Raw genomic sequence first — 15,313 nt, 5'->3', positions numbered from 1 at the left:
AGTAATATATGATATTACTTTTATAGGAGGAACGTTCTATATGAACAAAAAGTTTGTTACTTGGTTGATGTCCATATCTCTTGCTCTATCAACATTGCTCATCAACCAACCAGTAGATGCGGCAACTAAAAACATGAAAGTCCATTTTATTGATGTCGGTCAAGGAGATTCTGTTTATATCAAGACTGCCAATGGTGATGATATCGTTATTGACGCGGGAAATGGCAATGGTAAAAAGACGATTGATTATTTAAAGAAACAAAAGGTTAAGGATATTGAGGTGTTAATCTCTACTCACCCTGACGCTGATCATATGGGCGGTATGAATGATGTCTTAAATGCTTATAAAGTTAAATCTGTATATGCCCCTAAAGTTGCTCACACAACGAAAGTTTATGAAGATTTTTTAAAAGCTGTAAAAAAAGAAGGATTAAAGATTAAAGAAGCTAAAAAAGGAACAAAAATACCTTTAAAAGGTGTTAATGCTACCTTCATAGCACCTGTTAAAACTTATGGTAAATCTGATTTGAATAACTGGAGTGCAGTTTTAAAACTCACATACAATAAGAACTCTTTCCTGTTCACAGGTGATGCAGAAACTAAGTCTGAAACAGATATGATTAATTCCAAACAGAATTTACAAGCTGATGTATTAAAAGTTGGTCATCATGGTGCTAAAACATCAACAACCGAAAATTTCTTGAAAAAGGTTAAGCCGAAATACGCTATAATCAGTGTGGGTAAGAAAAATAATTATGGCCATCCTACTAAAACAATTTTGGATAGATTAAAGAAAAATAAAGTAGACGTTTACCGGACTGATACGCAAGGATCTATAGTGGCGACCTCAGACGGAAGCAAGATTACTTTCAATACTAAACCATCTGCTAAAGGTGGTACAACAACACCTGTTACTAATAAGTTGAAAGCAACAATTAGTAGCACTAAGCCAAAACAGAATAGTACGATTAAGCTAAATACATCAGGTTTACCAAGTGGTAGCAAATATAAAGCAGTATTTCATTATAAGAGTACCAAAACCACTTATAATGGGAAAGTTGGAACTCCACTATCTGTTAAGATAGGTAGAGCTGCAGTTGGATATAAAGTTAAAGTGGATGTTACGGCAACATATAATAAGAAAACTTATAAGGCAAGTACGTCATTTACGCCAGTAAAAAAATAATGGTTTGTATAAGTAAGGTGGCTACTTTTGTGGTCATCTTTATCATTATGCAACGAATGAGACTAATAATCAGGAAAAGATAGTTAGCCGGCCACTGAAATGACAGGTGGAAGTCGTATTTTATTACAAATAAAAGGATACAATTTAATAGGAAACGGTTGATACTCCAATTTGATATAGGAGCTGCTGGTGGGGCCCCGGTAACCATTGATATCACGCTCAGAAAGAAGAAAAGACATATATAACATACAAACCTCTTTTACACCACAAGAAACAAGAAAGGAGGAACAAAAGATGAGATTAATTGTTGATCGAATAGAAGGTAATCTGGCTGTCTGTGAGAAACCTGATAAAAGTATGGTGGATATTCACTTAACTAAATTACCCGTTGATGTAAAAGAAGGAGATGTACTTATTGAAAAGGACGGCAACTATGTGCTTGATTTAACGGAGACTGAAAAAAGGAAAAAACGTGTACAAGCTCTAATGGAAGACTTATTTGAATAAATACTGACTTTACTTTCTTGCGCTGGAAAAAGCCCAAGGCCATAGGCTAAGTAGTAGTTCAGGTAATGTGGAGAAAATGTAGTAAAAAGAAACGCTTAGATATCCAAGCGTTTCTTTTTATATTCTAGTGTTCATCTAGCCTCTTTAGTTGAATAAGAAAAAGGGAAGCTTATTATACATGAATAGACTCCAAACAGTCCATTAAATCAGGGTGCCAGTGATTATTTATACAAGAATTCTGTGCAATTTTTGTGCAGTCTGTGTATGAATGAATACCGGTGGTGGAGGTAGGGTCAAAAATATAAGTTTATTACCAAACTTCTAATATTGGAATGTTACCAAAGTTATCGCCATCGTTATAGCTAATTGACAGGCGTTTTTGTTTTATTACGTCCGCAATTTTTGTTAGGTATTTTTCCTCCTGTAGTATATACACCTGGTATATATGTTCTGAAATAGTACGCTCCATTTCTATTTTGACAAAATCAGGATTTTCGGATTCGAACATATTTGTTTGAGTTTTCCCTGGAAGTAAGTCATATTGAATTTTACCTGTTTCCTTACCGTCTCGATTTTCTATCATTTGTTCGAGGTCACTGATAAAGGGATCATAGTAATTTTTGAATACTCTAAAAGATAATTCATTTATACCTGGGATATTATTAGTTCTGCGTGCAATTTCATAATAAATATTTAACACACGCTCTTCATAGGATGTTGATTTTTCATTATGCATGATTTTTAATGCTTTAGCATCGATGGAACTGGTATGAGACCAAGTTGGAGAGCCGGTCGATAATTTTATTTTTCCGTTTATTTCCTCGCTCATTTCAAAACTCCTTCCTAGTACTAATATATTTATAGTTTTATATCTAATTGTCTCAACATATCAAAAGTATTTGTATAAGAAACATTGAATGCTTCACATACAATTGGGATAAGTATACGATTCCTTTTAGCAGGATTATAGGCTTCATGAGTTACTAGAGTACCTCCACGCGCTTTAGCATATGCGATTAACCAAGCATCTGCGTTGGAAGCAAATTCACTTTTGGCTTCTGGTAAAAAATGATCGTTAGAATGCGCCCATTGTTGTAATTGAGCATATACTGCAATTACATCTGTACTATCGGTCCTTTCAAAGTAATCCCTAAATTGATTGCCAGACCATTCATGTAGTACATCGGGTTCTGCTGCACTAGTAAGTTCCTCATGTATTTTGTCGATACTACAAAGTGCAGAATTCTTAGCTGAATTTTCTAATGCTTCCCAAAAACTTGGAGCAAAATCAAAAGAATAATATTGTCTGTGAGCTGAAATAAAAACATTAGCATCTAATATATACATAATTACATATTACCTCTCAATATAATCCATATATTTGTTAAAAGTATCTCCCTTTAACCCGGTTAATCGGCATGCATCTCTATATAGGATATTTCCCGACTTTACTTCGGAAATTATGATTTGCGAAAATAAATTTCCTAATTTTGCACCAGTAGTAGCATAAAAATTCCCTCCGCTACTTGAAATCCCTTTGTCTTTTAAATTCTCTTTATATTTATCATAGAATAAAAAAAATTCATCTTTGGTTATTAATCCTAGTTCTAAAGATCGACGAGCAGCTACAAGTGTACTTACCTTGAAAAATCGCGCAATGGAATCGAATTCAGTTGGATTAGGATTCCTATCCCAAACATTGATAAATTCTTGAACTGGGCATAAAAGCTCAGCTGCAGTTTTATTACATAGTATTTCAATATTGTTATCTTCATTGAAAAGTGGGGAAGCTTCAACTATAGCACTGTGTCCCACCCATATATGTGCTAATTCATGCATTAAAGTAAATATTTGAGCAGCTTTTGCATCAGCACCATTTATAAATACTAAAGGTGCTATTTTATTTACTAATACAAATCCACGAAATTCCTCGACGTCTAACTTTCGGTGTGAATTATTCCCAACAACTCCATTAATCATTACAACTATACGAAGTTGTTCACATTTAATAATCAAATACCTAAGTGCATCATGCCAGTTACCTATTTTAGATGCCCAGTTATCTGGAAGATCCAATTTTGTTTTGATTAATTTAGCTAGTTCAATTGGGTCATTCCCCTTATAGCTCTCAACGAAATTAAGTTCCAAATTAGCATTTTCTTTATAGAATTCTTCAACAAATTGTTGCCTGCGTTGCATGAGATGAATTGTGTCAATTAATTCTGGACTGGCACCTTTAGGTGCATCATCGTCCAATGTACGGTAATGAGGAATAGGTAATTCCTCAATTGGTGGTTCATTTAGGAAAAAATATCCTAAAGGTGTAGAAGTGCTTTTTGCATATTTTTCTAATTGTTTTAAAGTAGGTTTTACCTCACCGGTTAACCACATATCTAGCTTTGGAAAAGAGTCCTTTAAAGATTCTCCTTTCCTAGATCTTTCTTTAGCCCATTTTAATATGTTTGGATTTATCTCAACATAAGTCATAATCTCACCCTATTAAAACTCTTTATTATAGTAAATTAACTAACCTAATCCCGTTTTTTCTACTATATAGTCCAATAATAATACAAATAGTATGGTAATAAAAGTAAAATTAAGAAGTTTTTTGGAAAATAATATAGGTATTAAAAAACGCTATATAAAATATTCCCCGCGTAGTTGAATTCCCTATAGTAAAGTATTGCACGCTTTATCTTAAAAGGTTTTATTAACTGTACAAAGAATAAATCCAGCCATGGTCAGAGATGCATCCTCTGTCAAAAAGCTGCTGTTGCTAGTACTGGCATGTATGAAACTAGAGGAGAGACATTCAAATAATCGTGGGATTACCCTTAAGTCACGCTAAATAAGAGGTCAGGTGAGTTGAGCCGAGGTTGAAAATCAACGTAGCAATCATTAGGCAAGGTCTTTCTGCTGTTTATGACCGGATTGTGAGACTTAGAGGAGCGGGAACGGCTTCTTGCAGAAACGGTTCGGTAGGTATTTCGATTGGCTATGGCCGATGGTGCTTACCACTATACGTGGGCGAAATAACGTATGCTTGTCATTTAAGCGGGTGGTGGGTTGAAGAAATTCAGGTATGAAACAGCAGCATCATCTGGGTGCCCGACTTTGCACTAAAGTTATTATCCATTGAAAAATATCACTCCTCTATCCTTGAATCGTCATAATTCTTGAGATAGGGGTAGGTAGTTATGCATAGTCGTAACCCTCAATTACCTAAAGCCATATCCGCAATATATTCTCTGAATCTCTCAAATAATCATCGAACATCCAATTCAAAGACAAACCATTATATCTGTTTCAATTGATAAACAAATGATTCTATATACCTATTGTGTTTTTTGTCTCAAGTGGTTTCGATTCTATTGTTGGTAGATGAACTACCGAAACAGTAGAAGGAGGAAAGAAATCATCATGGTTAATGTCAAAGATAACAAAGCGGTTGAAAAAGAGATTATGAATCGGATAGATCTTAATAGAGTATTAGAGGAAGAGCTTATCTCCAAATTTGTATTACGATCCTTTTTAGTCTATGAAAAGGAGCGACAAAATGAATCCAGAAAAACTAACTGAGGCATCATTTCCAGGGAGTGAGGCCGGAGTAGTGACAGTGTACGTGGATAGAGATTGTAAAGATTCATCCGTTCAATTATGTTTATTTACCGACTTGGATTTTGATTAGCGTATTCGGAAAGGTATAACCTTTTCTATCTCTTGTCAATGATACAAGAGAGGTGAGAATGAATGCGTAAAGTCATCAAGATATCGTCAACAAATCAAGATAATAGGCACGCTGATAAGTGGATGTACTATTTAATCAACCGGATTTTGTTAGAAGAGCTAGAACTACCAGTCCATTTAAAAGCAAAAGTTGTCCATTCTATACAACAAAAACAATTAAATACCAAAGGAGACAAGAAGCAGTGAATGATTTAAAACTCCATGTTTTTTATCGCAGAGTGAGTACAAAAGGTCAGGAGTTAGATACTCAAATTGAGTTTGATCGACCTTATCGAGAGTTATTGCAAGAAGAGGAAATATACATTATTGAAGAGCATGGTTTATCTGCCTTGAAGCTATCTATTAAAGAGCGTCCGAAAATGCAGGAATTGATTAAATTAGTTGAGGATAATAAGGTTTCAACAGTTTATTTATATGACCGGACGCGTTCTTTTCGGAATTACTATGAGGCTATGCTTTTTATCGACTTATGCAAAAAATACGGTATAAATATCATTTATACCTCATCGGCAAATGGCCATTTAGCTTATTCAAATGACCTGTTAGTAGAGGGGATACTAAATATCTTTGGCGAGATGGAAGGGAAAAATATAACGAGAAGAACACAGGAGTCTTATCGCAGATATCCGCCAAAAAAGTTTGGTTTTGTCAAAAATAAAGAGACAAAAACATATACACAGCATGAGGAACTGAAAGTTTTGCTAAAGAAGTTTTTTGCTGATTTACATGAGGTTCAGAACTTTGACGAAATGAAAGAATTCATTCTTTTTTACCGGAAGGCATTAAAAATCGATGATGAGAAAGTGATAAAAATTGCTACTGATCCTTTCTATGCCGGTATGGATTTATATGAGAGGGAATTTGATTTGCCGCATGTCGATTCTTACCTGACAAAGGAAGACTATTACGAAATACAAAAAAGAATTAAACCGCTGGTAGTAAACTATGCCAATGATCTAGCGAAATTAAAAATGGAATTTGTGAAGATGCCTAGATGCGGCATTTGCAGTCGAACATTAAAGCTGAAAGTGAACCCAGACAGGACCCATTCTTCATTCTCTTGCGTATCATCTCATAAAAAGAAAAGGGTCTCCTGGACAATGGATGAGTTGGTCGAAACCCTAGATATTGTGGTGAATGATGCCATTGTTCACTTGGATTCAGAGAGACTGGTTAAAGATTCAAAGAAACAAATGCGGTTAATAGAGAGTGAAATCAAGAAAGAGCTTAAGAAACTGGACGTTATGATGGATGAACTTCAAGAAGAATTATTATTTTCGAATGAGCTTGATTCAGATTGGACTCAACTTCCACAATATCAAGCATTAATGGAATTGAGAAGTCAATACGGACAACTGCAGCAAAGAATGATGGATAAGCAGAGAATATTAATGGAGAATAAATATCTTGATGAATTGGTTAAAAATGCTTTAAAGGATCAAGCGCTTATCAATATCAATTTGTTGAAGGATCTCCTCATTGATGAAATCTATCTCTTTGAAAACAGCATACATGTAAAACTCTATAAATTTGATTATTTAAAGGGAATGGACAAAGAAATCTACTTAAATGAAGGAGAAAAGTCATGCAGCTAGCGTTTGCGTATATTCGCCGCTCATCATATAAACAACAGGAAAATAACAGTGTTGAAATCCAAAAGAGCCGTATTCTAGAATTCGCTCAAAGAAAAAACATCCACATTCCAGAAGAATATATAGTCATTGAGGATGTGACCAGTGCCTATACCAAAGCAGCAGCCCAACGAAAAATGCTGATGTTTCTGCGCAACCAGATGATAGAAACAGGGATTAATACCATCATTTTTAATGAGGAGTCTCGTATGGATCGTACGGGCTATACCTTTGTGTTGGATTTTTATAGTCCCTTATATGAACATTTTGGAGACATCCATATTTATACGACTGAATCAGAAAAGGTTTGGGACCCAAATGATATGAGTGTTCAATTTAAGCTATTACAATACCGCCAAGAATCAGAAATTAAATCTGAAAGAGCTGTGGGTGCTTTAAAGGATTATTTACAGAATACCGATGGTCATCGTCCAGGTTCAAAAGTTCCGTATGGATATAAACAGACCCAGCAGAAACTTGAACTCGACCAGAATGCTGAAGTTGTATCTTTCATATTCTATTTGCACAGTTGGGGTGTATCCATGAAAAAGATTGCTGCTATATTGAATCATCAACAAATTCCGTCTCCTAAAAAGGGAGAATGGGGAGTGAGTACGATAGAGACCATTTTAAAAAATCCTATCTATTTGGGGAATCTGCATTGGCATATTCACAAAGGGAATGTGTCGCAAGCCTATTTATACCCTAACTCGCACCCATCAATTGTACCAAAAGAAGTGGTCAATTTAATTCGCCTAAATACGGATTTGCAAAAGCGATATGGACGTTTGGATACTCCATTTTTGCTCCTAAATAAATTGAAGTGTGAATGCTGTTCAGAAATGCTGCAGGCCAGAAACTCTTCAACTCACCGTAACGGTAAAAAATATGATTACAGGTATTATGTATGTAAAAAATGTGCTTACAAAATCGAAATAGGTGATATTCATACAATGATCTACTCAGAAATCAGTGAGCTAGTACAGCGCATTCTAGAATCTGAGGAAATACAAAAAAAGGTGGATAAAAGTCTTCATCACCATCTTGAGTTTATTGATTCTGAGCTAGCTACCATTGAAGAAAAGTTAAATAAATTAGTAAGCAAAGCCGAGTATGCAGAAAACAATAACAAAAGAGAAATAATGAATATCATTATCCAAAAAAGAGATTCACTTGTCGAAAACAGAGTCCTTCTTTGGTCAAAACAAGAGCTTACTGAGTCGATGATAGACAGTTTAAAGAATAGAACTTTCCTGAAGCGTTTCGATCTCTTTGATTATTCACTAGCTAATAATGAGCTGAGATTAATCATCTTATATTTCATTGAAACCATTATAGTTTCCCCATCAAAACCACCGATTATTATCCCCACAACGGATATTCTCCGAGATATTTTCGATGATCAAGATGAATAACCGAAACTTACGATGGTAATTGGACGAAGTATCGAAAGGAAATAGCAGTGTTGCAGACTTTGCTAAAACGCTAACGAAAATGCTTATGAATATCAAGCATTTCATAGCTATCGTTTCGATATTTCATCCATACTGGTATACCAATACAGATAAATAACCGAACTATAACTATTAGTTTGGACAGATAACCGAAATTTTAAACCATTATAAACGAGGAGAAATATACATGAATAACTTTGAGGTTTTAACAGCTGTCGAGATTGCAGCTTTCTTAAAAATATCGCGTGCTTCTGCATATGAATTAATGGAAAGAACAGATTTCCCTACTATTCGAATTGGTAGGAACAAACGGGTAATGGCACATGAGTTTATGGAATGGCTTAAAAATAATACAAACAAGATAGCGCTATAAGGGGGAGAATGGTTTGTCAGTTAAGAAAGTAGGAAGTAGTTGGTCGTTCAGAATTGATGTAGGCAGAGATCCTCAAACCGGAAAACGCAGACAGAAATATCAAAGTGGATTTCGGACCAAGAAAGAAGCTGAACAGGCACAGGCAGATTTTATGATAAGAATTAAAACAGAAGGTTATCTTCAGTCGAAGAGAGAAACAATGGAGATTTTCTTGAAAAAGTGGATGGAAACAGTATATAAACATGAGGTCAAGTCGACAACTTTTGAGAAAGCAGAATGTGTGGTACGGGTTCATATTATGCCAGTGTTTGGCAAGAGAGAAGTGAATTCTATTAAGCCATACGATATCCAGAAGTTCTTCTCAGAAAAAACGAAGAGCGGACTGTCACCATCTATGATAAAAAAAATCAAAAATGTGTTAAGCAAGGCATTTCAAACAGCCATAGATTGGGAACTGATATTAAAAAATCCGATTGAAAAAGTAAAATTACCGTCTATTGTTAAGAAGGAAAAAGAAATTTGGACAGCAGAGGAAGCGAAAAGATTCTTGGAAGCCTGTGACGAATTAAGATGGAAGGTGGCTTTTTCACTGGCACTTCACACTGGAATGAGGAGAGGAGAAATACTTGGGCTAAAGTGGGAGAATGTAGATTTTGAGAATGCCGTCATTAAAGTGAAAGAATCACTGGCTTATACAAAATCAGAAGGTCTCTTCTTCTCCACTCCAAAAACCTCCAATTCATTTCGTGAAGTTCTTCTTCCAAACAGTTTGATTAGGTTAATGAAAGAACTAAAAATTGAGCAAAAGAAAATGAAGCTGCGCATGGGTCAGGCCTATCAATCTTTCAATTTAGTAGTTAGTACAGTGGATGGGAAACCACTTCATCCAAGGAATCTGGCTAGAACATTTGATAATTTGATAAAAAAGGCAGGAGTTAAACGGATTTCATTACATGGAATGAGACATACCAATGCAACAATATTAATGAAAGAAGGTATAAATCCCAAAATTGTTAGTGAGAGGTTGGGACATGCTAATGTGGGGATTACATTGGATATATACTCACATATGGATGTAGAGATGCAAAGAGATGTAGTAAAAAAATTTGAAAAAATACTATAAATAAAAGGAAAATATTCCCTTAGAACGAACGTTTTGTGTTAAAATTTAACTATCATTATTAGATATTTAGGAGGTCGGTCATGCCAGATAAAGATGATTTTTCGGAAGTTTTTAATAAATTCGAGAAAATTAAAAAAATGTCAGAAGTTGATGAGTCGTATGAAGATTTAAGTGACAAATATGAAGAACTATTTATTCTCCTGCAAAAAAGACACGAAAAGTTAGAAACTAGTAGATTTTTCGAAAGGTTATTAAATCGTAACATCAACACAATCATGAGCACTTTAATAATTAATATTAATGAAAAAAATGATAAAAAAGATATCAGTCAAAGGATTAAAGGAGTCAAAGTTTCATCGATATTTTTAGAGCAAAAGTTAAAAAATATTTATAGAACATATATCATTCTATTTTTTTCAATAATATTGTTAACTTTATTAACGGTATTACTCTCTTTATCTAAGGCATTTATAGTGGGCATTGTATTTATTTCTATATTATTATTTTTATATCAAATGATTATCAGTTTTAGAGTTAAATATGGATTTTTTGGATCAAACAAGTATGAAGCTAAAGAAATGATTGAGTTCATTTATCAAAATAGGGATAAGTTTGATGGAAATGGAGATGGAATTTTCTTTAAAGAGAATGTCCCAGAAGTTATTAGTGGTTTTAGAAAATCGCTTCAATTAAAGGAAGAGTGGAATGAAGGATAATTTTGATAAAATTACTGAATATGGATATAAAGCTTTGGATACTTTGTTTATGAAAAATCCAGAGAGAACATCATATGGAGTGGTTGCTGGGTTTTTTTTAATAGGTGTAAAACAATTTTTAATAGGATTAGAATTGCAAAAAATTTCAAATGCAATAAAAAATGTTTATGATTTACTTTGGTTTTTTGCTGGTATATTTTTGGTCAGACTTGATATCTTATTCAAGAAAGAAAGTCTAAATTCTGAAGTTATGACTGAACTAAATACATTGCAAAAAATATTAGACGAAGGCAATTTTTCAGAAGCTGAAAAGAGACGGTCTTATCGAGAATTAATCCAAAAAGTTTATGGAAATATAGAATACCAAAATGTTAATTCTAGTAAGAGTAAAACAGATGTCGAACAAGCATAGTTAGGCATTCGACAGTTTTTAATGAAAAGGTAATATTTTTGTAAAAATGTCCATACTATTACCAACCCTACCTCCATCCACTAAAATGGAGGTCTTTTATTGTCAGTTAAGAAAGTTGGTAAGGTATGGTCATTTCGAATTGATGCTGGTGTAGACTCACGCACCGGCAAGAGAAAGCAGATTTATCGCAGTGGTTTTAAAACTAAACGTGAAGCGTTGGAAGAGAAGGCGAAGCTTCAATTACAAATCAGTACTGGAGAATATACAGAGCCTGAGAAGACGCTCTTTAATGAATATATAGAGTCCTGGCTTCATAAGACGTATAAGCATGAAGTCCAACTGCCGACATATGAGAAAGCAGAGCCAATAGTAAGATATCATTTGGTTCCGTACTTTAAATCAACGTTGTTATCCAAAATTACAACCTATGACATTGATCAGTTTTATGCTGCCAAGCTTCAGGAAGGATTGTCAAATGCAACGGTGAGGAAGATGCATAACCTTCTCTCCAAAGCTCTGCAGAAAGCAGTGAAGTGGGGATTGATTAAGAGTAATACTGCCCGTGATGCCACACCACCGAAGGTCCATAAACAGCGTATGCAAATATGGACGGTGGAAGAAGCGAAAACATTCCTGGAAGTCTGTGAGCGAGAGGGTGAATTGATTCCCTTCTTGCTGGCCATCTTCACTGGAATGAGGCGTGGAGAGCTATTGGCACTTCGATGGAATAATATCGATTTGGAGAATGGTGTGATTCATGTGGTTGAATCATTGGTGAGGACGAAAGCTAAGGGCTTATATGTGAAAGAAGTGAAAACAGCTCATTCTGTACGAGAGGTTTTTCTATCTCCTAGTGTACGAGATGCATTAATAGAATATAAGAAGAGGCAGAAACTGAATGAGTTGGGAATTGTGATTTCCTCTTCTGTTGGTACGTATATGGAGCCACGCAATCTTCTGAGAAAATATCAGCGTTTAATCAAACTGGCGAAGGTGCCGTATATGCCATTCCACAATCTTAGGCATACTCATGCAACGATACTTATGCGGATGGGAGAGAATCCTAAAGTCGTTAGTGAGCGGCTTGGACATGCCAGGGTCGGGATTACACTCGATATCTATTCCCATACTAATGAGGAAATGCAGAAGCGAACAGCGGATCGGTTTGGTGAACATTTTGGATTTAACGGAAATAATGGAGACAGCTGAACCCATTGGAAACTCTGGGCTCGTGCAGGGTCGTGTGCAGCTTCTGTGCAGTATTTGTGCAATTTATAAATATACAGGCGAAATCGGGCTTTTACTCAATAATAGAAAAAAGGCTCAAACCCTTGATACACTTAGGTTTAAGCCTTCTTAAAATGTATGATCCCGACTGGGTTCGAACCAGCGACCCCCACCCTGTCAAGAAGAGGGTTAAATAAAGACCTGTCTGTTATCCCTGCGATAATTCATTCTTGACGGTCATGATTTCATCTTCGGTTGCAGGCTGTGCTGGTTTATAATAGCCTCTTTGCTTAGCCAGTAAATAGACTTGATATTGTCTTTGTTCATCTTGATTTCTCATATCTTGAACCTTTTGTCTTAATTCCTGATTTTCTGTCTGTGCAATAATAGACGCATAACCTGTAAGACTACTGTTTAATCCTGATAAATAATCATTAATCATTTCTTTTTCCTGCATGACAAATCCTCCTTTTATAAAAATTTCATTAGGTCTTCTTTATGATTTCTTGCGTCTTGAGCATCTTTTTGTAGCTGTTGTATGATTTCTGGGTCTGTACATTGCTGTGCATAATAATCAAGCTTAGTGGCTAGGGTGCCATGCGAGCCGATCATATGACGCAGGTTCTGAAGTTCTAATTCATTTAAGTTTGGCATATTATCACTCCTCAATAAAAATACACTCCTACTATCTGCTAAAACCACATAAAATATGCATTTCTAAAAGGTTGTTGATCTTATCAGTGAATCACTTCACTTTACTTTTACACGAACAAGTTATCCTACAAATATTGACACCATATTAAAATTGTGAATAATTAAAAATAGATAGCAATTAGCACTCGATATTCATGAGTGCTAATTGCCGGATATTCTTTCTTTACAGAACACGATGGAGGGGAAAAGACGAAAATGGAAAAACAGCAATTTAAAGCAGAATCCAAACGATTATTGGAAATGATGATTAACTCAATTTATTCTCAGCGCGAGGTGTTTTTGCGTGAACTTATTTCAAATGCCAGTGATGCGATTGATAAACTTTACTACAAGGCATTAACAGATGAGTCCTTAACATTTAATAAAGAAAGTTATTACATAAAAGTAAGTGCAGACAAAGAAAATAGAACCTTATCCATCTTGGATACTGGTATTGGGATGACCAAAGAAGAACTTGAAAATAACCTTGGTACGATAGCTAGAAGTGGATCTTTAGCTTTTAAAAGTGAAAATGAATCAAAAGATGGCCATGATATTATCGGACAATTCGGCGTTGGTTTTTATGCAGCGTTTATGGTAGCTGATAAAGTGACAGTAATCAGTAAAGCGCTTGATTCTGATACCGCGTATAAATGGGAATCAGAAGGTACGGAAGGATATACGATTGTTCCATGCGAAAAGGAAACAATCGGTACTGAAATCATTCTTACGATTAAAGAAAATTCAGAGGAAGAAGATTTCGATCAATATTTAGATGAATATAAATTAAAATCCATTATCAAGAAATATTCCGATTTCATTCGCTATCCAATCAAAATGGATACCGTAGAGAAGCACCTAATTGAGGGCAGCGAAGATGAATATGAAAATATTATTGAGGAACAAACCATCAATAGTATGGTTCCGATTTGGAAAAAGAATAAAAGTGAATTAACGGATGAAGATTATGAAAGCTTCTATCATGAAAAGCATTACGGCTTTGATAAGCCGCTTAAACACTTGCATATCAATGTAGACGGAACAATCCGTTATAATGCAATTCTTTACATCCCTGAGAATATTCCTTTCGATTATTACTCCAAGGAGTTTGAAAAAGGGCTGGAGCTGTATTCAAACGGTGTTCTGATCATGGAGAAATGTGCTGATTTACTTCCTGACCATTTCAGCTTTGTGAAAGGGATGGTCGATTCAGAGGATCTATCACTGAATATTTCAAGGGAAATGCTGCAGCATGACCGACAATTAAAGCTTATTGCAAAAAATATTTCGAAAAAAATTAAGAGTGAGCTTCAATCATTATTAAAAAATAACCGTGAGAAATACGATTCATTCTACAAATCCTTCGGCCGTCAAATTAAATTTGGCGTGTATAGTGATTTTGGAGCAAATAAAGAAGCTTTACAGGATCTGCTAATGTTCTACTCTTCCAAAGAGAAGAAATTGGTGACTCTTGATGAGTATGTGTCGAGAATGCCAGAGGATCAAAAATACATTTATTATGCAACCGGTGATTCATATGAAAGAATAGAAAAGCTTCCTCAAACAGAGCTTGTTTTAGATGAAGGGTATGAAATCCTATACTTCACTGAAGATATTGATGAGTTCGCCGTAAAAATGATCATGAATTATAAAGAGAAGGAATTTAAATCTGTCTCCAGCGGAGATCTTGGTATTGACCGTAATTCTTCTGACAAGCAAACAGATGAACAAGAAGATGAAAATACTGAGATATTCAATTATATGAAGGAATTACTTACAAACAAAGTGAAGGATGTCCGGGCTTCCAAACGTTTAAAAACACACCCTGTTTGTTTATCCGCTGATGGAGAAATCACGATTGAAATGGAAAAAATCTTGAATGCTATGCCTGATAATCAAAATGTGAAGGCAGATAAAGTATTGGAAATCAACACAAATCATGAAGTCTTCCAATCTTTAAAAGCAGCTTATGAACAGGATAAATCCAAGCTGGATTTATATACTGAGCTATTGTATAACCAGGCCTTATTAATAGAAGGACTGCCAATCAATGACCCAGTTGAGTTTACAAATAATATTTGTAAAGTAATGGTTTAATCATAACCTTAAAGCATCAGTCTACCCTAGGAGATGGGTAGACTGATGCTTTTATATATATAGCATCTTTTCCAGTTCTATTATATATAGGATATTAGAATAAATTTTTGTTCGTATAAGCACATTGTAGATGTGATGATACAGAAG

At 35.0% G+C, this 15,313-nt stretch carries 17 protein-coding genes and 1 pseudogene; 13 read left to right on the top strand and 5 right to left on the bottom strand.

The features are described 5' to 3' along the window. Positions 1–40 precede the first annotated feature (40 nt). Positions 41–859 (top strand): annotated as a pseudogene (locus AC4BHA_RS00880) (ComEC/Rec2 family competence protein); the annotation flags it as partial. 621 nt (positions 860–1,480) lie between these two features. Next, positions 1,481–1,693: a DUF3006 domain-containing protein gene (locus tag AC4BHA_RS00875; protein WP_490557990.1), complete on the top strand. Its 213-nt coding sequence runs from the start codon at positions 1,481–1,483 to the stop codon at positions 1,691–1,693. A 310-nt stretch (positions 1,694–2,003) separates the two neighbouring features. On the opposite strand, the gene AC4BHA_RS00870 is transcribed toward AC4BHA_RS00875, so the two are convergent. Genes AC4BHA_RS00870 through AC4BHA_RS00860 form a run of 3 tightly spaced genes read right to left on the bottom strand, consistent with a single transcriptional unit; the run spans position 2,004 to position 4,180 of the window. Further along, positions 2,004–2,522, bottom strand: a complete 519-nt coding sequence (locus AC4BHA_RS00870) for a hypothetical protein (protein WP_490557989.1) — start codon at positions 2,520–2,522, stop codon at positions 2,004–2,006. Between the two features lie 29 nt (positions 2,523–2,551). Next, the gene (locus AC4BHA_RS00865; protein WP_490557988.1) at positions 2,552–3,040 is read right to left on the bottom strand and encodes a DUF4411 family protein; all 489 of its coding nucleotides are present in this window, start codon (positions 3,038–3,040) and stop codon (positions 2,552–2,554) included. 9 nt (positions 3,041–3,049) lie between these two features. Next, positions 3,050–4,180, bottom strand: a complete 1,131-nt coding sequence (locus AC4BHA_RS00860) for an ImmA/IrrE family metallo-endopeptidase (RefSeq protein ID WP_490557987.1) — start codon at positions 4,178–4,180, stop codon at positions 3,050–3,052. A gap of 389 nt (positions 4,181–4,569) precedes the next feature. Between AC4BHA_RS00860 and AC4BHA_RS00855 the strand changes: the two genes are divergently transcribed. The 10 genes from AC4BHA_RS00855 to AC4BHA_RS00810 all read left to right on the top strand — a co-directional run bounded on the left by AC4BHA_RS00855 (position 4,570) and on the right by AC4BHA_RS00810 (position 12,358). Beyond that, a complete protein-coding gene (locus AC4BHA_RS00855; RefSeq protein ID WP_490557986.1) occupies positions 4,570–4,779 on the top strand; it encodes a hypothetical protein in 210 nt (69 codons plus the stop codon). 334 nt (positions 4,780–5,113) lie between these two features. After that, positions 5,114–5,272 carry a hypothetical protein gene (locus tag AC4BHA_RS00850; RefSeq protein WP_490557985.1) on the top strand — a complete coding sequence of 53 codons (159 nt, stop codon included), beginning with the start codon at positions 5,114–5,116 and terminating at the stop codon, positions 5,270–5,272. 171 nt (positions 5,273–5,443) lie between these two features. Then, a complete protein-coding gene (locus tag AC4BHA_RS00845) occupies positions 5,444–5,626 on the top strand; it encodes a hypothetical protein (RefSeq protein WP_490557984.1) in 183 nt (60 codons plus the stop codon). Further along, complete coding sequence (locus AC4BHA_RS00840; RefSeq protein WP_490557983.1) at positions 5,623–7,035, top strand: recombinase family protein; 1,413 nt, start codon at positions 5,623–5,625, stop codon at positions 7,033–7,035. The genes AC4BHA_RS00845 and AC4BHA_RS00840 overlap by 4 nt, the downstream gene beginning before the upstream one ends. Then, the gene (locus tag AC4BHA_RS00835) at positions 7,026–8,486 is read left to right on the top strand and encodes a recombinase family protein (RefSeq protein ID WP_490557982.1); all 1,461 of its coding nucleotides are present in this window, start codon (positions 7,026–7,028) and stop codon (positions 8,484–8,486) included. The genes AC4BHA_RS00840 and AC4BHA_RS00835 overlap by 10 nt, the downstream gene beginning before the upstream one ends. A 226-nt stretch (positions 8,487–8,712) precedes the next feature. Continuing rightward, a complete protein-coding gene (locus AC4BHA_RS00830) occupies positions 8,713–8,898 on the top strand; it encodes a helix-turn-helix domain-containing protein (protein WP_490557981.1) in 186 nt (61 codons plus the stop codon). A 13-nt stretch (positions 8,899–8,911) separates the two neighbouring features. After that, a complete protein-coding gene (locus AC4BHA_RS00825; RefSeq protein ID WP_490557980.1) occupies positions 8,912–10,021 on the top strand; it encodes a site-specific integrase in 1,110 nt (369 codons plus the stop codon). Between the two features lie 80 nt (positions 10,022–10,101). After that, entirely contained in the window at positions 10,102–10,737 is a 636-nt protein-coding gene (locus AC4BHA_RS00820; protein ID WP_490557979.1) for a hypothetical protein, read from the top strand. Further along, the gene (locus AC4BHA_RS00815; RefSeq protein ID WP_490557978.1) at positions 10,727–11,149 is read left to right on the top strand and encodes a hypothetical protein; all 423 of its coding nucleotides are present in this window, start codon (positions 10,727–10,729) and stop codon (positions 11,147–11,149) included. Before AC4BHA_RS00820 ends, AC4BHA_RS00815 begins: the two co-directional genes overlap by 11 nt. Positions 11,150–11,248: 99 nt before the next feature. Further along, positions 11,249–12,358, top strand: coding sequence for a site-specific integrase (locus AC4BHA_RS00810; RefSeq protein ID WP_490557977.1), 1,110 nt, complete (start codon positions 11,249–11,251; stop codon positions 12,356–12,358). Positions 12,359–12,584: 226 nt separating this feature from the next. Here AC4BHA_RS00810 and AC4BHA_RS00805 read toward each other — a convergent pair whose 3' ends face one another. Further along, positions 12,585–12,833: a spore coat protein gene (locus AC4BHA_RS00805; protein WP_066103694.1), complete on the bottom strand. Its 249-nt coding sequence runs from the start codon at positions 12,831–12,833 to the stop codon at positions 12,585–12,587. Between the two features lie 14 nt (positions 12,834–12,847). Further along, complete coding sequence (locus AC4BHA_RS00800; protein ID WP_066103696.1) at positions 12,848–13,030, bottom strand: hypothetical protein; 183 nt, start codon at positions 13,028–13,030, stop codon at positions 12,848–12,850. Between the two features lie 255 nt (positions 13,031–13,285). On the opposite strand from AC4BHA_RS00800, the gene htpG reads away from it, so the two are divergent. Then, on the top strand, positions 13,286–15,166 hold the full coding sequence (gene htpG, locus AC4BHA_RS00795; RefSeq protein WP_490557976.1) for a molecular chaperone HtpG: 1,881 nt from the start codon (positions 13,286–13,288) through the stop codon (positions 15,164–15,166). Positions 15,167–15,313 lie beyond the last annotated feature (147 nt).

The sequence above is a fragment of the Pradoshia sp. Z3_51 genome (assembly GCF_058215915.1).
Note: the sequence above shows the minus strand (reverse complement) of the source record. Positions and strands in the feature narration are given on the sequence as shown.